The 19386-nt window shown below is 63.5% G+C and carries 17 protein-coding genes; 6 read left to right on the plus strand and 11 right to left on the minus strand.

Annotation, left to right across the window (positions count from 1 at the left end; genetic code table 11):
• Positions 1–150: 150 nt before the first annotated feature.
• Both P3T21_RS09885 and P3T21_RS09890 read right to left on the minus strand, forming a co-directional pair.
• On the minus strand, positions 151–996 hold the full coding sequence (locus P3T21_RS09885) for an isocitrate lyase/PEP mutase family protein (RefSeq protein WP_429255749.1): 846 nt from the start codon (positions 994–996) through the stop codon (positions 151–153).
• Positions 997–1192: 196 nt separating this feature from the next.
• A complete protein-coding gene (locus P3T21_RS09890; RefSeq protein ID WP_429255750.1) occupies positions 1193–1618 on the minus strand; it encodes an OsmC family protein in 426 nt (141 codons plus the stop codon).
• 339 nt (positions 1619–1957) lie between these two features.
• On the opposite strand from P3T21_RS09890, the gene P3T21_RS09895 reads away from it, so the two are divergent.
• Positions 1958–2269 carry a DUF4148 domain-containing protein gene (locus P3T21_RS09895; RefSeq protein WP_429255751.1) on the plus strand — a complete coding sequence of 104 codons (312 nt, stop codon included), beginning with the start codon at positions 1958–1960 and terminating at the stop codon, positions 2267–2269.
• Positions 2270–2374: 105 nt separating this feature from the next.
• On the opposite strand, the gene P3T21_RS09900 is transcribed toward P3T21_RS09895, so the two are convergent.
• From P3T21_RS09900 to P3T21_RS09925, 6 genes are all read right to left on the minus strand, one after another.
• Positions 2375–2929, minus strand: a complete 555-nt coding sequence (locus tag P3T21_RS09900) for a carboxymuconolactone decarboxylase family protein (RefSeq protein ID WP_429255752.1) — start codon at positions 2927–2929, stop codon at positions 2375–2377.
• A 77-nt stretch (positions 2930–3006) separates the two neighbouring features.
• A complete protein-coding gene (locus tag P3T21_RS09905; protein ID WP_429255753.1) occupies positions 3007–4335 on the minus strand; it encodes an aspartate aminotransferase family protein in 1329 nt (442 codons plus the stop codon).
• A gap of 132 nt (positions 4336–4467) precedes the next feature.
• On the minus strand, positions 4468–5328 hold the full coding sequence (locus P3T21_RS09910) for a MurR/RpiR family transcriptional regulator (protein ID WP_429255754.1): 861 nt from the start codon (positions 5326–5328) through the stop codon (positions 4468–4470).
• Positions 5329–5395: 67 nt separating this feature from the next.
• The gene (locus P3T21_RS09915) at positions 5396–7678 is read right to left on the minus strand and encodes an amylo-alpha-1,6-glucosidase (RefSeq protein WP_429255755.1); all 2283 of its coding nucleotides are present in this window, start codon (positions 7676–7678) and stop codon (positions 5396–5398) included.
• 282 nt (positions 7679–7960) lie between these two features.
• The gene (locus tag P3T21_RS09920) at positions 7961–8752 is read right to left on the minus strand and encodes an alpha/beta fold hydrolase (protein ID WP_429255931.1); all 792 of its coding nucleotides are present in this window, start codon (positions 8750–8752) and stop codon (positions 7961–7963) included.
• A gap of 115 nt (positions 8753–8867) precedes the next feature.
• Positions 8868–9914 carry a rod shape-determining protein gene (locus tag P3T21_RS09925; protein WP_429255756.1) on the minus strand — a complete coding sequence of 349 codons (1047 nt, stop codon included), beginning with the start codon at positions 9912–9914 and terminating at the stop codon, positions 8868–8870.
• 416 nt (positions 9915–10330) lie between these two features.
• Here P3T21_RS09925 and P3T21_RS09930 point away from each other — a divergent pair, with 416 nt between their 5' ends.
• A complete protein-coding gene (locus tag P3T21_RS09930) occupies positions 10331–11935 on the plus strand; it encodes a DHA2 family efflux MFS transporter permease subunit (RefSeq protein WP_429255757.1) in 1605 nt (534 codons plus the stop codon).
• A 37-nt stretch (positions 11936–11972) separates the two neighbouring features.
• Here P3T21_RS09930 and P3T21_RS09935 read toward each other — a convergent pair whose 3' ends face one another.
• Positions 11973–12722, minus strand: coding sequence for an AraC family transcriptional regulator (locus P3T21_RS09935; RefSeq protein WP_429255758.1), 750 nt, complete (start codon positions 12720–12722; stop codon positions 11973–11975).
• A gap of 135 nt (positions 12723–12857) precedes the next feature.
• Between P3T21_RS09935 and P3T21_RS09940 the strand changes: the two genes are divergently transcribed.
• The 4 genes from P3T21_RS09940 (at position 12858) to P3T21_RS09955 (ending at position 16854) form a co-directional block, all read left to right on the plus strand.
• On the plus strand, positions 12858–13772 hold the full coding sequence (locus tag P3T21_RS09940; protein WP_429255759.1) for a glutaminase: 915 nt from the start codon (positions 12858–12860) through the stop codon (positions 13770–13772).
• Positions 13773–13941: 169 nt separating this feature from the next.
• On the plus strand, positions 13942–14658 hold the full coding sequence (locus tag P3T21_RS09945; protein ID WP_429255760.1) for a PadR family transcriptional regulator: 717 nt from the start codon (positions 13942–13944) through the stop codon (positions 14656–14658).
• 27 nt (positions 14659–14685) lie between these two features.
• Positions 14686–15522 (plus strand): siderophore-interacting protein, encoded by an 837-nt coding sequence (locus P3T21_RS09950; protein WP_429255761.1) that lies wholly within the window; start codon positions 14686–14688, stop codon positions 15520–15522.
• A gap of 75 nt (positions 15523–15597) precedes the next feature.
• On the plus strand, positions 15598–16854 hold the full coding sequence (locus P3T21_RS09955; protein WP_429255762.1) for an MFS transporter: 1257 nt from the start codon (positions 15598–15600) through the stop codon (positions 16852–16854).
• A 75-nt stretch (positions 16855–16929) separates the two neighbouring features.
• Here P3T21_RS09955 and mmsB read toward each other — a convergent pair whose 3' ends face one another.
• Together mmsB and P3T21_RS09965 are read right to left on the minus strand one after the other, a co-directional pair.
• Complete coding sequence (gene mmsB / locus P3T21_RS09960) at positions 16930–17823, minus strand: 3-hydroxyisobutyrate dehydrogenase (RefSeq protein WP_429255763.1); 894 nt, start codon at positions 17821–17823, stop codon at positions 16930–16932.
• Between the two features lie 26 nt (positions 17824–17849).
• The gene (locus P3T21_RS09965; protein WP_429255764.1) at positions 17850–19385 is read right to left on the minus strand and encodes a CoA-acylating methylmalonate-semialdehyde dehydrogenase; all 1536 of its coding nucleotides are present in this window, start codon (positions 19383–19385) and stop codon (positions 17850–17852) included.
• Position 19386: the final 1 nt, after the last annotated feature.

Raw genomic sequence — 19386 nt, forward strand, 5'->3', positions numbered from 1 at the left:
ATCGGGCGAGATGTCAGTTCCCATCGCGACGGAATACGGACTCGAGGAAATCGGTGCTGCGATCGTCCATGCCGAGAAGGGCGGAAAAGTTCTGCTGACGGTGGCCCGCCGCGAGATCCCGCGCAGCGGCCGCTGCTGTCCGTCACCGTGCTACTGCCCACCCCACGTTCTAGACGCCGCGGCGAAGAGCGCGTTGATGTCCTTGTTGTTGGCTGCGTCGCTGGAATAGGTGAACGTGCCGTGCTCCTGGATCTCGCCGGCCGCGCGCAGCAGTGCGCCTAGCGCGGCGCGCGCCAGCGATCCACCGACGCTGATGCGCCGCACACCTAACGCAGCAAGATCATCCACGCTGAGCAGCGCGCCCTGCAACCCCATCAGCACGTTGACCGGACGATCGACGGAACGCACCACTTCCGCGATTTCGTCCCGCGTTTTCAGACCCGGTGCGTAGAGCACGTCGGCGCCGGCTTCCTGATACGCCTGGAGCCGCCGGATCGTGTCTGCCAGATCGGCGCGGCCAACCAGGTAGTTCTCCGCGCGCGCGGTCAGCGTGAAGGGAAACGGCAGCGCTTTTGCTGCTTCGACTGCAGCCCGTACACGTTCAGCAGCGAAATCGATCGCGTACAGCGGATCATCTGCACGACCCGTTGCGTCTTCGATCGAGCCGCCCACCACCCCGGTTGCCGCAGCCTGGCGGATCGTTTCGGCGGCCTCTTCCGGCGCATCGCCAAAGCCGTTTTCGAGGTCGGCACTCACCGGCAGATCGGTCGCCGAGGCGATCTCCGCCAGATGCACCATCATCTGTTCGCGACCGATCGAGTTGTCCGGCAGGCCGCGCGTGAACGCGTAGCCGGCGCTGCTCGTCGCGAGCGCCTTGAAGCCCGCGAGCGCCAGCAGCCGTGCGCTGCCGATGTCCCACGGGTTGGGAATGACAAACGTCTCCTTGTTCTCGTGATACGTCTTGAGAAGCTGTGCTTTTTCTGTCTGGGATTTCATCGCGGATTCCGTTGAAGGTCGGTGGCCAGGTCCATGCAGATAATGCACGCGATCCGGGCCCGCACGAATTCGGGAAAATCGGGAAGACTCAGGAAAACCGGGAAAGATTCGTGAATACCGCCAGTGGGCGCGGACGAACTGGAAGCGATCCGGACATCCGCGCAGTTTGGCGTCAATAGCGAACGAAGGCCAGCGCTCAGCTTTCGAGCGTCGCGCTCATCGAGACCTTCGCGTTCAACACCTTCGATACAGGGCAGCCCTTCTCGGCATCCGCGGCAGCTTTTTCGAAGGCCGCCTTGTCGGCACCTGGAATCTTTACCTTGACGTCGAGATGGGACGCCGTAATCGCAAAACCGCCGTCGACCTTGTCGAGCGTGACGGTCGCCGTGGTGTCGATGCGCTCGGCCTTGAGGTTCGCCTTGCCGAGTTCCGCCGAGAGTGCCATCGAAAAGCAGCCCGCATGCGCGGCCGCAATCAGCTCTTCAGGATTGGTGCCCACGCCACTTTCGAAGCGCGTTGCGAAGGAATATTGCGTTTCTTTGAGAACCGTACTTTCAGTAGAGATTGAGCCCTTGCCGTCCTGCAGGCCGCCTTGCCAGACTGCTGATGCCTTGCGCTTCATCGCTTCTCTCCTGTAGTGCGCTGCCTGCACGGCCGTGACGTCGCTTTCCTGCGTTCCGCAACGGCTTCGCCCACGGGTTTTGCGGATCGGCAGATGTCACGTGCGCCATGCGTCAGACAGGCGCGGGCGTAAACCGACTTTCATCATAGGCGCTTCCCGATGTAAGCGCCGTGACGCGGCCAGGCGTTTTTCGACGCCCCTTTATTTTATCAAAATCCGTAACAATTATTATCCGGATTCGCGCTTTTTCACGCAGACGTCGGGGAATAGACTTGATTCAACGGTTCAGGCAGGGCGATTAAGCCACAAAGAACCCATAATCAAACTCTGGAGGTTGTCATGAAATCCCTTCTTTCCGCAGTACTCGTGGCATCGGTTCTCGCTATTCCGGCTGTCTCGTTCGCACAGCAGGCCAATGCGCCGCTGACCCGCGCGCAGGTTCGCGCCGAAGTGGTCGCCGCACAGAGGGCCGGTCTGCTGAACCAGAACGACACGACTTATCCGAAGCTGTATTCGGCACAAACGGCGACGCCCGCTTCGGTGACGCCGCAGCAGAATGAGGCCGTGGGTGGCGTGAAGACGTCGGCATCGCAATCGGGCGACCGTCCGGCGCCTGAAAGCGGCATCTTCGCGACTTATCGCGGGAATTAAGCCTCAAGCTTCTGGTTGCAGCAGTAGCAGGAACAGAAACGCCCCGACTGGCAAATGCCAGTCGGGGCGTTGTGTCTTGCAGGAAGCGCGTGCGGCGCGGTCGGTTTACTCCGCGAACGGCAGACTGTCCTGCCCTTGCGCGCGCATGCCAAATACGTTCAGCGTCATTGCCACAAGCGCGTAATAGCCGAGCAGACCCACGAGGTTGATCGTCACCTCGTGACCGAAACGCTCGACGGCCTTCGCATACGTCGCATCGGATACGCGCTTCGCGTCGTACAGTTCGTTGGCAAAATCGAAGATGAGCGCGTCGTCGGGATCGTCGAACGCAGGACGTTGCCCCTGACGGATCATCTCGGCGACCGGTTCCGGCAAGCCCGCTTTCAGCGCGATCGGATAGTGAATGTACCACTCGGCCTGCGCCTGCCAGCGCTGGGCCGTTACCAGAATCGCGAGCTCGGAAAGACGCAACGACAACCCGGTCTGATAGCGGCAGAATGCACCGAGACGTTGCGCGTGCTGCGCGAGCTCCGGGCTGTGAATCCAGCCGAGAAACGGTCCATTCAGATTGCCACGTGGGCCCGACAGGATTTCGTCGAGAACGGCTTTCTGTTCGGGCGTCGCGCGCGATGGGTCGAAGTCGGGTAGACGGTTGGTCATCGGTCAGTGCGAATTAACGGGTGTCGGGAGTGCGTCGGTCCAGCGTGCGGTCGGGGACCGCCGTCCGGTGCGCCAGGTCACTGCGCGGGCAACGCGGCATCGATCGCATCGGCCAGCCGGCTGACGATATTGCCGATGTCGCGCGCCGTGCAGATGAACGGCGGCGCGAGCAGCACATGGTCGCCGTTCCTTCCATCGACCGTGCCGCCCATCGGATACACCATCAGGCCGCGCTCAAACGCTTCCGCCTTGATCTTTGCGTGAAGCTTGAGTGTCGCATCGAAAGGCGTTTTCGTCTCGCGGTCGCGCACCAGTTCGACGCCGACAAAGAGCCCGCGCCCGCGCACGTCGCCGATATGCGGATGTCCGGCGTAGCGTTCGCGCAGCAGCGCACGCAGCTGTTCGCCGCGCGCCAGCACGTTGACGAGCAGGTTGTCGTCGGCGATCACGCGCTGGACTTCCAGCGCGGCTGCGCAAGCCACCGCGTGGCCGATATAGGTGTGGCCGTGCTGAAAGAATCCCGAGCCGCCAGTGATGGTCTGGTAAATCCTGTCGCTCACAAGCGTCGCGCCGATCGGTTGATAGCCGGCGCCGAGGCCCTTTGCGATTGTCAGCAGATCGGGCGCGACGCCGTCTTCCTCGCATGCGTACAGATGGCCGGTGCGGCCCATGCCCGACATGATCTCGTCGAGGATCAGCAGCACGCCGTACCGGTCGCACACCGCGCGGATCTTGCGGAAATATTCGCGCACCGGCGGCACAGCGCCCGCGGTCGCACCCACCACCGTTTCGGCGACGAAAGCGGCAACCGTCTCCGGGCCCAGTTCGAGGATCTTCTGCTCGAGTTCGTCCGCGAGACGCTGCGCGAACGCTTCTTCGCTTTCGTCGGCACGCTGCTCACGATAGGCGTAGCACGGGCTCACGTGATGCGCCTCGATCAGCAGCGGCAAAAACGGCTCGCGACGCCATGCATTACCGCCGATCGCCAGCGCGCCGAGTGTATTGCCGTGATAGCTCTGCCGACGCGCAATGAAATGTCGACGCTGCAACTCGCCCTTCTCGACGAAATATTGCCGCGCGAGCTTGAGCGCCGCTTCGATTGCCTCCGATCCACCCGACACGAAATACACATGTTCGAGGCCTTCAGGTGCATCGGCAACCAGACGGTCGGCGAGTTCTTCGGCCACCTCAGTCGTGAAGAACGACGTATGCGCGTAAGGCAGTTGTTGCGCCTGCCGCTTCATTGCATCGATTACCCGCTGGTTGCTGTGACCAAGACACGAGACGGCTGCGCCGCCGGACGCATCGATATAACGCTTGCCGGTCGAATCGATGATTTCGATGCCGTCGCCGGCGACGGCCACGGGCAACGCCTTCTTCGGCATCCGGTGAAATACGGTGGACATGCGATTCCTTTTGACGATCGATGCGATTCAACATGCGATGTGCATTTATACATCAACGCAACATATGTTGTCAAAACGGATGCGACCGCACAAGCGCGAGCCGCCTGACGGGCGACTCAGAAAGAAAGCACATCACACCACGTAAGCGCCCTTCGCGTGCAGCGAGCGTTCGGCCTGCTCGAGCTGCTCGACGGCGCCCGCGCCTTCGAGCGCGAGCAGATGCGCGACCAGCGATTCGGCGATCGCCGTCGCCGCGACGAGCGACGGAAAAAACGACGGGCTTTCGTGTGAAAAGATCAGCACCTTGTCGGCGTTCAGCGCGATTGGGGAGACGGCGCTGTCGGTAATCGCGATCAGCTTGCTGCCTTTTTCGAGCGCGGCTTCCGCGACGCGCACCGCTTCGACCGAATACGGCGCGAAGCTGACAACGATGGTCGCGCTATCGCGATCGATGCCGCGCAACTGCATTTCCAGCGTGCCCGCTTCGCCGGTCAGCAAAGACACGGATGAACGGAACAGCCTGTAGCCATACACAAGCCCGAACGCCACGGCATAACAGGAGCGAAAACCCGCGACATGGACGTGCGGTGCGCGACGCAGCACGCGCGCGGCCTCCACGGTGATGCGCGCGTTGTGCGCGGCGGTCAGTTCGAGATTGTGCTGCTGCGCGACGAGCAGATCGTGCGCGAGCGCGTCTTTGGCATTCCCCTTGACGAGCGATCGTGCGCGGCTCGTGAGCGGCTCCGGCCGCGTGCGTACACGCGCCACGAACAGATCGCGCAGTTCGTTCCAGCCAGGAAAACCCAGCTGCTGTGAGAGCCGCACGAGCGACGCCGGTTGCACCTGCGCGCGCTCGGCCACCTTGCGCATCGACGAAACCGCGACTTCGTCAGGATGATCGAGCAGAAATGCCGCGCCCATCTGGAATTGCGGGCTCAGTTCGGAGAAGCGCGCCCGGATCAGGGCGGCGAGCTGGTCGAAACTGTCGGGCATGCGATGTACCGGGGAAGGGGTTGACAACAAATGTTACCACCCGGTGCATCGCACGCGACGCCACTTTCTACAGCAACGCGACCACCCGCACGTCGCCCTGCTCCGCCGACGCCACCACCTTGCCGGCCACGCGCCGGAACGTGATCGACACCGACGAGTCGCCCACCTTCAGATCGCTGACTTCGAGCCAGTCGATACCTTCCGGCAGCATCGGTTGCTCGATCAGCACCTCGCGCTTTTCCGCGTCAATTGTGATGCCGAGACACGCTTCGAGCATCATGAACGGCGAGCCGGCAGCCCACGCCTGCGGCAGACACGCGACCGGATATGCGGTCGGCGGCTCGCCGCGACGGCGCGGGAACCCGCAGAAGAGCTCCGGCAGGCGCATATCAAAGTTGACCGCCGCCTGGAACAGCGCCTGCAGCAATCGCACCGCCGCGCCCTTCGCGCCATAGCGCGCGAGGCCGCGCGCGCACAAGGCGTTGTCGTGCGGCCAGACGGAGCCGTTGTGATACGCCATCGGATTGAAACGGGCCTGGTCGGCGGCAAGCGTGCGCACGCCCCAGCCGGTGTGAAACAGCGCCGATTCGAGTCCACGCGCGACCGCTTCGCCGCGCTCCTTTGCAGCCAGCCCGAACGCGAGCAGATGCCCGGCATTCGATGCCATCACGCGGCACAGGTCGCCCTGACCGTCGAGCGCAATACCGTAGAAGCCCATGTCTTCCATCCAGTACTTCTCTTCAACGCACGCGCGAATCGACGCCGCGCGTTTCGCGTAGCCCGCGGCATCGTCGGTCTGACCGCGCAGCGTGGCGAAATGCGCCATCGTGTCGAACGCGGCGCTCGCATACGCCTGCACTTCGACGAGCGCGATCGGGCCATCGGGGAAGCGGCCATCCGCGTGAAAGACGGAGTCGTGGCTGTCTTTCCAGCCCTGGTTGGCGAGGCCGCCATCGGATGCGCGCTGATAGTCGAGCAGACCGTAGCGGTTCTTGTCACAGACGCCGGAGACCCACGCCGCGGCCCGCACCAGCGCGGGCCACAGTTCGTCGATCAGACCGTGATCGCCAGTGCGCGCCACGTAAGCGCCGGCCAGCACGATAAAGAGCGGCGTGGTGTCGACGCCGCCGTAGTACAGCGCGAACGGCACTTCGCCGGTCGCGGCCATCTCGCCCTTGCGCATCTCATGCATGATCTTGCCGACCGCGGCATCGCGGAACGCGGAATCTTCGCGCGCCTGATGTTCGGCGAGAAAACGCAGCACGCCGCGCGCGAGGCCTGGTTGCAGCCACAGCGCTTGCAGCGACGTGATGACTGCATCGCGACCAAATGGCGTCGAGAACCACGGAATGCCTGCATACGGATACGGCCCCGTCGCGAGATCGGTGGTGAGCAGACCGAGGTCGGCGAGCGAGCGATCGATCCATGCGTTGAAAAGCGGGTTGCTGGAACGCACGCGCGCGGTGACACGGCGTCGCTCACGCATCACCAGGTGAGCGTCGACGAGCGCGGCGCGTACCGCAGCGCGCCCTACGCGCGGACGTGCGGCGTCGATCTGGGACAGATGCGCGTCGCTCACGCCGTGTGTCGGCGCCGATATCTGGGCGCCGGGCGCGGCCGCTCCTTGCGCTTCGACCTTCACCGCCACCGACAGATAAATCGACACGCACGCCTGGGCCGGCAACTGCACCGAAAAGTCAGCGCGGTCGGCGAACAGTTTGGTCGGTGCCGGAGAAAACGCGATGCGCACGCGGCGCGCGACGTCGTCGAGTCCGACATAACCGAGCAGCACATCGCCATTTTCGACACGTGGCGCTTCGATCGTGCCCTGCTTCGGCCGCTTGAGACCGCGCACTTCGAACATGTCGCGGAAATCGCTCGCGAAGGAGACGGACAGCGGCACGACTGCATCGCTCGTGCCGTAGTTGGTCAATTCGATGGCTTCGTTCAGCACGGTGCCCGACAGCACGCGCACGCGCTGCACGTGAATCACGCCTTCGGGCGTGCTCGTGCCGCCGAGCGGCGGCAGCGGACGGTTCGTCAGATGGGCGGTGAACGCAGTGTTGTCGCTGCTGACGCTGCCCGACAGCAGTGAAGGCGCGCGTCCGCCAAACGTGAGCCGCAGGCCGGACAGTACGCGCATATCGTTGACGAACAGGCCGTCGTCGCGGCCCGTGATGTCGCCGAGCGGGTCGTTGACGATAAACGTGTCACCCGATTTCAGCACGTACTGATTCGCGGTCGCGACGGTCAGGTTCTCCGGCGGAATGAAAACGGCATCCGCTTCGGGCGCGTAAATGTCCGGCTTGCCCGCATGCGACAGTCCACCGAGTGCTTCTGGATCCTGCATCAGCTTCTCTCCTTCCGGTTAGCGTCGTACCGATTGTAGAAGGTCTTCGAGAATCACACGAATAGACGACACCTGCGTTGCGTCAGGATTGAACGGCGGGAAGGACGTTTCGACGCGCGAGGCGGATCGCGCGTGAGTCAACAGGCGTCGGCGAAAGCGGCGCGCGAAGCGTACATTTTCAGGCCCGCGTGTTTTAGCCAGGTGAACGGCTCGCCATGACGATAGCGATAAATCATCGCTATTTGCGCAGGGAATCTGCGATTCGCTGGAAACGCGGCGGCTTTAGCGCGCTTCGCTCACGTCGCCGATGAATGCATCGACGTAGCGATTGAACGCCGCCGGGTGCGCGAGATTCATGCCGTGCGATGCGCCCATCACCGTTTCGCGTCGCGCGTCGGGCAGCCACGCGGCGAGCGCGTCGACCGTGCGATGGAACATGCCGGGGCTTTTCTCGCCGTCGATCAGCAGCACCGGGCAGCGGACTTCGGCGGCGTCTTCGGGTGTGTAGGGCGGCAACGGATCGCGGAACTGCGGCGCAAGCGTGTGCGCGTTATCGGTCGCCATCCGGCGAAAACCCGCCGTGCTCTTTGCCCAGAAGCCAGGACGGCTCACCGAATCGACGAAGAGTTGCAGCCCCGCTTCCACTTCGCCTGCTTCGATCAGGTGTGCCGCACGGGCGCGCAAGGCGTTGACCGGCTCCGGCAGGCTGGCAGGGGGACGGCCGGCGATCTGCAACGGCCCGCCCGGATCGGCGAGTGTCACTGTGCGGACCTGCTGCGGATGGCGTCGCGCGCAATGAAACGTCACGCAGCCGCCGCGCGAATGTCCCACGACGTGTGCCGGACCCGCGCCGAAGCGATCGATGAATTCCGCGACTTCGTCGGCGTGCTGGCTCCAGCTGAACGGTATGCCGGCGGGTGTCCCGGTGGCCGGCCAGTAGTGCGTGAGGCTGACCGCGACGCATCGATAGCGTGCCGACAGGCCGCCGAGCTGCGGCTGCCAGTACCGGTAATCACACAGCGAGCCATGCACGAACAGCACCAGTTCGCCCTCGCCGCGCGCGACGTAAGGCATACGCAAGCCGTTCTTCAATTCGATGAACGACGGCGACAAAGTGGGATCAGGAGAATTCACGGAAGGGAAATGAAAGCGGCGCGCTTTTGAAAAGCGCGCCGCCTGCAGCAGGCGCTCAGTCGAAAGCGTGCGAATGGAGCAGTGTAGACGCCGCGCCCGCGCCGCGCACGGCACACGTCAGCGGTTCGTCGGCGACCCGCACATCGAGGCCAAGCTGGTTCGCGAGCCAACGGTCGAGATTGGCGAGCAGCGAACCGCCGCCCGTCAGCACGATGCCGCTGTTGGCGATATCCGTGACAAGCTCCGGCGGCGCGCATTCGAGCGCCGTCTTCACCGCGCCGATCACATGCCCGAGCGGCGAGACGATCGCATCGGCGATATCCTGGCTGGTCAGCTGGACCGTGCGCGGCAGGCCGTCGTCGAGGCTGCGGCCGGTCGCGTTCATGCGTTCGGTCGGCACGTCGCGCATCGCAGTGCCGATGGTCTTTTTCACGTGCTCGGCGGTCTGGTCGCCGAGCACCACGCCGTAGACGCTGCGCACGTAGTTGACGATCGCCAGGTCGAACTGGTCGCCGCCGACGCGGATCGAGCCGCTATACGCCATGCCGCCCAGCGCGATCACGCCGACTTCGGTCGTGCCGCCGCCGATATCGACGACCATCGAACCCGTCGCTTCCGACACCGGCAACCCCGCGCCCACCGCCGAAGCCAGCGATTCGCCGATCAGGTTCACTTTCCATGCGCCGGCCGCCGTGGCAGCTTCGCGGATCGCGCGACGTTCGACCTGGGTCGCGCCCGCCGGCACGCAGATCGTGAACGATGCACGTCGCCCGAAACGCGGCATCGTGCTCGACATGTCGACGAACTGGCGAATCATGTGTTCAGCCGCGGCGAAATTGGCGATCACACCGTGGCGCATCGGTCGCACCGCTTCGAGATTGCCGGGTACGCGCCCGAGCAGCTGTTTCGCTTCCTTGCCCACCGCCGCCACGCGCTCCTGACCGGCCGCTGCATGCTTCTGAAAGCACACCACGGAAGGCTGATTGAGCACCACGCCATTGTCCTGCGTGTAGATCAGCGTGTTGGCCGTGCCGAGGTCCACCGCCACGTCGGGGCTGAAGAACCGTTTGAAGAAGGATTGTTGCGGCATCGCTCTGGCCATGGGCAGGCTCTACTGGTGTAGGCGGCCGTCCGCTGCCGGAGCGGCCAGATGTCCGTCGGCAATGCAGTGAGCCTTGGCAGGCGAAACCGCGATCGCGCGTCGGGTGCTTTTTCGGGCTATTAACCCATTAACGGCACCCCGCTCAAAAAACTTTAGGGGGCGCGCGATTTTACACAAAATTACACTTCGAATTAAATTATTACCGGTTGGCTAAATGCTCTACATGGGCGTTTCGCGAATGCTTTTTTTAGTTCGGCGGTGAACATCCGCTGTAACGCGGGCCACGCTGCCAGCGGCGCAGCATGCGGGGCAACTGTCGGACTGGACCACATCAGCGCACGATTGCAGGTATCCTTTTCAGGCCCTTTTCTACTGCTGCTCCATGCGCGACATGGAAGCCTTCACTGGAGAATCGCTTGAGCCAGCCACCCGCCGCACCGGGTTCGCCGGGCGCGCCCGCCGGACCAGCCAGACCGGCTGCGACCGCGCCCGCGCCGCTACAGGGCGGCCAGCTGGCGCTCGCAACGCTCGCCGTCGCGCTGGCGACGTTCATGAACGTGCTCGATTCGTCGATTGCGAACGTCGCGATACCGACGATCTCGGGCAACCTCGGCGTCTCGGTCGACGAAGGCACGTGGGTCATCACTGTGTTCGCCGCCGCCAACGCCGTGTCGATTCCGCTGACCGGCTGGCTCACGCAGCGGCTCGGGCAGATCAGGCTGTTCGTGGGCGCGATCCTGATGTTCGTACTCGCGTCCTGGCTGTGCGGGATTGCGCCGACGCTCCCGGTGCTGCTCTGCGCCCGCGTGTTGCAGGGCGCAGTGGCCGGGCCACTGATTCCGCTCTCGCAGGCGATCCTGCTCAGTTCGTGGCCGAAGGAAAAATCGTCGACGGCGCTGGCGCTCTGGGCGATGACCGCGACGGTCGGTCCGATTGCCGGCCCTGCGCTCGGTGGCTGGATCACCGACAGCTATTCGTGGGCGTGGATCTTCTACATCAATATCCCGGTCGGCATTTTCGCGGCGGGCGTCACGTGGATGATCTACCGCAATCGAGAAAGCGCTACCCGCAAGCTACCCATCGATGTGGTCGGCCTCGGCCTGCTGGTCGCGTGGGTCGCCTCGCTGCAGATCATGCTCGACAAGGGCAAGGACCTCGACTGGTTCTCGTCGCCGGTGATCGTCGTGCTCGCGGTCACGGCGCTGATCACTTTCGCGTTTTTTCTCGTCTGGGAGCTGACCGAAGAGAATCCGATCGTCGATCTACGGCTCTTCACGCAGCGCAATTTTCTTGGCGGGACGATCGCAATTTCGGTTGCGTACGGTGTGTTCTTCGGCAATCTCGTGCTGCTGCCGCAATGGATGCAGGTGTACCTGAATTACCGTTCGGTCGATGCCGGCCTTGTCACCGCGCCGCTCGGCATCTTCGCGGTGATTCTCGCGCCCGTCATGGGGCGCGTGCTGCCGCGCTCCGATGCGCGCATCATCGCGACGCTCGCGTTTGTCGGCTTTGCCATCGTCTTCTATATGCGCTCGAAATATGTGATCGAAATCGACACCTGGCATCTGGTGATGCCGACGCTGTTGCAGGGCATTCCGATGGCGATGTTCTTCGTGCCGCTGACGGCGATCATCCTGTCCGGCCAGCCGCCGCAGAAGATACCGGCTGCAGCGGGGTTGTCGAATTTCGCGCGGGTATTTTGCGGCGCAGTCGGGACGTCGATTGCCGGCAACGCGTGGAATAACCGCACGGTGCTGCATCACGAGCGACTGACCGAGCGCGCCAGCATCAACAATCCGCTTTTCAGCCAGCAGATCGATTCGACGCAATCGATACTGCATCTGAATACGCAGTCGGCGCACGCACTGTTCGATTTTCAGCTGAATACGCAGGCCGCGATGATGGGGCTGAACGACATCTTCTTTGTATCAGCGATTATTTTCATTCTGATCATTCCGCTGATCTGGATCACGCGGCCGGCCAAAGGTGGCGGCGGTGGCGGCGCGTCTGGGGCGCATTGAGGCGGCCTGGGGTGGCCAGGATAAGCCGCGTCGCGGGCTAGCGGAAATACCGTGCAGGTGTCTCGCCCAGCGCCTGCCGGAACACCGCGATAAACGACGACACGTCGTTGTAACCCACTTCCAGCGCCACCTGCGTGACACTCGCGCCATGACCCAGCCGGGTGAGCGCGCACAAGAGACGCATCTGCTGCCGCCACTGGCCGAACGTCAAACCCGTTTCCTTGACGAAAAGACGCGCCGCCGTACGCGCGGTCACGCTTGCATCCTCGGCGAGATCGTCGAGCACGTCGGGTCGTGCCGGGTTCGCCAGCAGTGCGTTGGCCATATGCTGGATGCGCAGATCCTTCGGCCAGTTGAGCGCCAGCGGCACGGGCGCCAGTTCGGGCAGCCGGTCCAGAATGACGCTGACAATGCGCGCCTGCGGACCTTCCGCGGGATAGTCGGCGCCGAATTCCGCCGCGGCCGTCAGTAACGCGTCGGTCAGCGGATCGATCGCGACCACGCAGCATTGCGCCGGAACCGGCGCCGCGTCGCCGTCGACATATAACGTACGCAGCGCGGCGTCCATCGCGCACGACACCCGATGCAACACGCCCGCCGGCACCCACACCGCGCATTTCGGCGGCGCGACCCACATGCCGGCTTCCGTGCGCACGGTCAGGACGCGGTCGCGCGCGCCGACCAGCCGCGCACGCGCATCCGTGTGCCATATGCCCTCGCCGGCCAGACATCGCTCCGCCATCACGAAGATGGCGCCGCCGGCCAGTTCCGGATTGATCACGTTCATGACTGTCCGTTTTGCCCTGTTGCCCATTAAAACGGAGCAAATCTAGCATGCAAAGCGAACGCGTGCAGTGCGACCGCCAGCGAGCCGCCGGCCGCGCATTGCCGCTAGAATCGCGACATTCAACCGCTCTCATCCATGAACTATTCAGGCATCCTCGACCAGATTCATCGTGATCTCAAGCCCTGGCTGGGAACGGGACGCGTTGCCAGTTACATCCCCGAACTGGCGAGCGTTTCCGCCGACCGCTTCGGCATGGCGATCGTCAGAACCTCAGGCGAGGTCTTTCGCACCGGCGAAGCCGATACGCGCTTTTCGATTCAGAGCATCTCGAAGCTGTTTGCCTGCACGCTGGCATTCCAGCTGCTCGGCGATGCGCTCTGGCAGCGCGTCGGCCGCGAGCCGTCGGGCACCGCGTTCAACTCGCTCGTGCAGCTCGAAGCCGAACAGGGCAAGCCGCGCAATCCGTTTATCAATGCCGGTGCGCTGGTCGTTACCGATGTGCTGTGCCGCCGGTTTGTGAAAGCAGAAACGGCGCTGGTCGAATTTATCCGGCGCCTGACGGGCGAGCGCAGCATCGGTTACGACCTGGCCGTCGCACAGTCGGAGTTGCAGCACGCGCATCGCAATCGCGCGATGGCGCACTTCATGGCGAGCTTCGGCAATCTGGAAATGCCGCCGGACATGGTGGTCGATGCATACACCCGCCAGTGCGCAATTTCGATGAGCTGCGTCGAACTCGCGCGCGCGGCGCTGTTTTTGAGCAACCGCGGCGTGGTGCCGTCGACCGGCGAACACGTTGTCGACGCCAGTTCCGCCAAACGCCTTTCCGCGTTGATGCTGACCTGCGGCACCTACGACGCCGCAGGCGACTTCGTCTACCGCGTCGGCTTGCCGGCGAAAAGCGGCGTCGGTGGCGGCATCGTGGCGGTGCTGCCCGGCGAGATGGCCGTGTGCGTGTGGTCGCCGGGACTTGACGCGAACGGAAATTCGCTCGCCGGCACGCTCGCGCTGGAATGGCTCACCACTTACACCGAGCAGTCGATCTTCTGACCGGACGCCGCGGCTGGTCTGGCTGCGGCGGCTTTTCCCTTCCCTTGCCCACGGCATCGCAAAGCGTTTTGCGATGCGGCACCACGCCGTCTTTCTCAAATTTGATCTTGACACTCTATCTTTCGATATATATCTTAAGATATGTTTTACGACAAACGGAGTGTCGACCATGCGTCATCACCACCCGCATCATCACGATCATTCGTCCTGGCACGACCGCTGGGCCTACGCTGAGCGCTTTTCACTGTCTTCGCTTCACTCGCTGTGGCATGCGATCGGGCGTCACCCTCACCGGCGCGGCGGCGGGCCGTTCGGTGGCGGTCCCTTTGGCGGCGGCCCCGGTGGCTTCAGCGGCGAAGGCGATGGGTTTCCGCGCGGCCGCCGGTTCACGTCCGAGGACCTGCAGCTGCTTCTGCTCGCGCTGCTCGCCGAACGGCCGAGCCACGGCTACGAACTCATTCGCGCGCTCGACGCGCGCTCGAACGGTTTCTACTCGCCGAGCCCGGGCATGGTGTATCCGGCGCTGACGTATCTCGAAGAAGTCGGGCACGTCACGGTCGAAGTCGAAGGCAACCGCAAGCGTTACGCGCTTTCGGAAAGCGGCCAGCAGTACCTCGCGGCCAATCGCGAGCGCGTCGATCTGATGCTCGCGAAGCTCATCCATATCGGGCGCAAGATGGATTCGGTGCGCCGCGCGTTCGCCGGCGAAGAACCGGCTGATCCGAGCGAAGGCGGCTGGGTGCCTGAATTGATCGAAGCGCGTCGCGCGCTGAAAAACGCGCTGGTTCTGCGCACCAGTGCATCGCCTGACGAGCAGCGTCGCATCGCCGCGATCCTCGCGCGCGCCACGGCCGAGATCGAAGGCAAAACCGGCGATGCGCCCTGAGCCCCTCGTTTATCTGGAGAACACCGCATGCTGAATACGCGTTCTGATCTGGCGGTGGTGCGCGTGCGCCATCCGCTGAAATTCCGTCTGCTTCAGGTGTCGCGCGTCGAACCGCTGACGCCGCATCTGGTGCGCGTTACGCTGACCGGCGACGACCTGCGCGACTTCACGTCTACCTCGTTCGACGATCACATCAAGGTGTTTTTCCCCGCCCCCGGCGAAGACAAACCCGTGCTGCCGGTAGCGGGCCCGGACGGCCCGGTGTTCGCCGAAGGCCAGCCGCGCCCGGTCGCGCGTGATTACACGCCGCGGCGCTTTGATCGTGAAGCGGGCGAACTCGTCATCGATTTCGTGATTCACGCGGTCGGGCCGGCTTCGACGTGGGCCGCAGAGGCACGCGTCGGGCAGTATCTCGGGGTCGGCGGCCCGCGCGGTTCGTTCGTCATCCCGCAAGGGTACGACTGGCATCTGCTGATCGGCGATGAAACGGCGTTGCCCGCCATCAGCCGTCGTCTGGAAGAACTGCCGGCCGGCACGCGCGTCGCGGCCGTGCTCGAAGTGCGCGATCCGTCGGCGCGCATCGAGTTCGATACAAAGGCCGATCTGTACGCGGTCTGGTGTTATCAGAACGAGCAGGCCGGGCAGGCCGAAAGCAGCGCGAACGAAAGCGGTCTGTTGAAAGCCGTGCGCGAAACGTTCCTGCCGGAAGGCGAAGGTTACGTCTGGGCAGCCGGCGAATCCGCGACGATTCGCGCGGTGCGCCAGCACCTCACCGCTGAGTGCGGCATCGAAAAATCGCGTATCCGTGCGGCCAGTTACTGGAAGCGCGGCGCGGCAGCCGTGCACGAATCGATCGACGATTAATGTGTCCAGCCATTCTCAGGAAAGAAACGATGGCGACGTCCGTCGCTATCGAAAAGAACAACCAGGATGCCATCGATGTACGCCTTGAATCCGACCCGTGAACGCAATCTGCTGTGGCTTCTGGCGTTGACGCAGTTCACCGTCATCATGGACTTCATGGTGATGATGCCACTCGGCCCGCAGATCATGCATGCGTTCACCATCACGCCAGCCGCATTCGCGACTGCCGTATCGGCGTATTCGTGGTGTTCGGGATTGTCCGGCCTGTTCGCCGCGACGTATATCGATCGCTTCGACCGGCGTCGTCTGTTGCTGGCTGTCTATGCGCTGTTCGCGCTGTCGAATCTGGGGTGTGCACTGGCCGGCAGCTTTTCGCTGCTGCTGGTCGCGCGTGCCTTTGCGGGTCTGACGGGCGGCGTGCTGGGCTCCGTGATCATGGCCATCGTCACCGACGTGATCCCGCCCGCGCGACGCGGCGCTGCGACCGGCACGATCATGACCGCGTTCTCGCTGGCCGCGATCGCCGGCGTACCCGCAGGCGTGATGCTCGGTGCGCACTTCAGCTGGGCCGCGCCGTTTGTGCTGCTGGTCGCGCTGTCGCTCGCGATCTGGTTTGCGTGCATGCGCATCGTGCCTTCGCTCTCCGAACATCTGGCGCGTCAGGCGCCACCGCTGAAAGAAGTGCTGCCCGATCTCGGCCGGCTGCTCGTTTTTCCGCGACACCTGAACGCCTTCGCGCTGACGTTCGTCATGATGGTCTCGCAGATGCTCGTGATCCCGTTTATTTCGCCGATGCTGGTCGCGAACCACGGCGTCGAGCCGCAGCAGCTGTCGTGGATCTATATGGCGGGCGGCGCGGCGACGTTCTTCACGTCGCGGGCAATCGGCCGCTTCGCGGACCGCTATGGCCGACGCCGGGTATTTCGAATTTTTGCCGTGCTCTCTGTGCTGCCCGTGCTGTTCGTGACGCATCTGCCAGCGATGCCATTCCTGCTAGTTGTGCTCTTCTTCCCGTTCTTCATGGTTGCGGTATCGGGCCGCATGATACCGATGCAGGCACTGATGACGACCGTTCCCGCGCCCGGGCATCGCGGCGCATTTCTCAGCGCCAACAGCGCCGTGCTGGCGCTCGGCACGGGCTGCGGTGCATGGCTTGGCGGATTGATGCTGTCGGTCACGCCGGCGGGGCATATCGATGGTTACGGCATGAACGGCTGGGGGGCGGTCGCGCTCGTGCTGGTGGCGCTTGTGTGGATCAACCGTGTGAAAGCCGCGGACGAGCCGGCTTCGACTCTGGATCCGGGCAGCGCGGAGGTGCCAGCGAGCCGGTAGAAAGCGCGCAGGCGCAGCGGGACGCTTGCAGACATCATCAATGCACCGCTGCAACGTGCCAGCCGACGCCCTTCGTCACGCGTCCTTGTCCTGACGATAAAGCTTGATCACCGCCGAGAAGTCGAGCCGGCCCGCGCCTTTCGTACTCATCGTCTGATACAGCTGTTGCGCGAGCGCGCCGAGATAGACCGGCTGGCGCGCGAACTTCGCGGCATCGGTGGCAAGGCCCAGGTCTTTCAGCATCAGGTCCGTGCCGAAGCCGCCCGTATAGCCGCGCGATGAAGGCGCCGTTTCGATCACGCCAGGAAACGGGTTATATGTGTCTGAACTCCAGCAGCGCCCCGTCGACGTATTGATGATGCCGCCCAGCACGTTCGGATCGATGCCTAGCGCAACGCCTAGCGACATTGCTTCCGCCACGCCAGCCATCGTGATACCGAGCAGGAGGTTATTACAGATCTTCGCGACCTGCCCCGTGCCCGTATCGCCGCAATGGACGATGTTTTTCCCCATCGCCAGGAGTACCGGTTTCACCTGCTCATACGCCGCGACGCTGCCGCCGACCATGAACGTCAGCGTGCCCGCTGCCGCGCCGCCCGTGCCGCCCGACACGGGTGCATCGACGAACGTGTTGCCGTGCTTCGCGGCAAGCTCAGCGCACGTCTTGACGGTCGCCGGATCGATCGTGCTCGAATCGATGATCGTCACGCCTTTCGTGATGCCGGCGAGCACGCCGTCTTCGGCGGTGAGTACGCTCTGCACATGGGCCGCGGCAGGCAGCATCGTCACCACGCATTCGACGTCAGTCACGGCTGCTTTCGCCGAACCGGCCGCCTTCGCGCCTGCGTCGACCAGCGTCTGCACGGCCTGCGCGTTCAGGTCGAATACGTTGACCGTATGCCCCGCCTTCAGCAGATTGAGCGCCATCGGCGCGCCCATATTGCCGAGTCCGATAAAACCGATTTTCATGGTGCTGTCTCCGGAAAGATCGTGGTTTAGCGCAGGCTGATCGTCGTGTTGACGCCATCGTTCACGGTCGCGTCATCGAACCAGCGCGCGGTAACGGTTTTCGTCTGCGTGTAGAACTGCACCACCTGTTTGCCGTAAGGGCCGAGATCGCCAAGCTTCGAGCCGCGTGAACCTGTGAAGCTAAACGAAGGCACGGGCACCGGAATCGGAATGTTGATACCGACCTGGCCAATATCGATGTCGCTCTGGAACTTGCGCGCCGCCGCGCCGCTCTGCGTGAAGAGACCCACGCCGTTGCCAAACGGATTGCGGTTGACGAGTTCGATCGCTTCATCGAGCGTCGCCACACTCAGGACGACCAGTACCGGTCCAAAGATTTCGGTGCGGTAGATTTCCATGTCGGTTGTGACGTCGGTGAAGATCGTCGGGCCGATAAAGTTGCCGTCCTCGTAGCCGGGCACCTCAATGCCGCGGCCGTCGAGCGCCAGCGTCGCGCCCTCCTTCACACCTGCTTCGATCAACCCGAGAATGCGCTGCTTCGCTGCGCGCGAGACGACCGGACCGATATCCGTGTTCGCTTCGCTGCCTGCGTTGACCTTCAGCGTCTTCGCTTTTTCTACGAGATCCGGCAACCATTGCTGCGACGCGCCCACCAGCACGACAGCCGACGTCGCCATGCAACGCTGCCCCGCCGCGCCAAACCCTGCGCCAGCCAGTGCGTTGAGGGTCTGCTCGCGGTTCGCGTCGGGCAACACAACTGCGTGATTCTTCGCGCCCATCATCGACTGGACGCGCTTGCCATGCTCGCTGCCGAGGCGATACACATGCGTGCCGACGGCTGTCGAGCCGACGAACGAAATCGCCTTGACCAGTTCATGCGTACACAGCGCATCGACGACTTCCTTGCCACCATGCACGACGTTCAGCACGCCCTTCGGCACACCGGCTTCGAGTGCGAGTTCGACGAGTTCCATCGTCGACATCGGATCCTGTTCGGAAGGCTTCAGCACAAACGTATTGCCGCAGACGATCGCCATCGGAAACATCCACAGCGGAATCATCGCCGGAAAGTTGAATGGCGTGATACCCGCGCAGACGCCGACCGGTTGACGCAGCGTGTACGTATCGACGCTGCCCGCGACGTTCTCCGCGAATTCGCCCTGCTGCAAGGTGCCGATCGAACATGCATGCTCGACGACTTCGAGGCCGCGGAAGATATCGCCTTCGGCATCCGGAATCGTCTTGCCCTGCTCTCTGCTCAACGTCTTCGCGATGCGCGGCATATGCTCGCGAATCAGCGCCTGATACTTCAACATGATGCGCATGCGCGCGCCGATCGGCGTGTTCTTCCACGTCTTGAACGCGTCATGCGCTGCGCGGATCGCCGCGTCGACTTCGTCGGCAGTCGAAAACGGCACGCGTGCGAGCACGTCCTGCGTCGCCGGGTTGACGATGTCGCGCCATTCGCTGGATTTCGATTCGACGAATTCGCCGTTGATCAGCAGTTTGACAGTGGCCACGTTTGCCGGTTTGCTGGCGATGGTCGAAGAAATTGCGCTCATG

The organism is Paraburkholderia sp. GAS334, assembly GCF_050436625.1.
Lineage (GTDB): Bacteria > Pseudomonadota > Gammaproteobacteria > Burkholderiales > Burkholderiaceae > Paraburkholderia.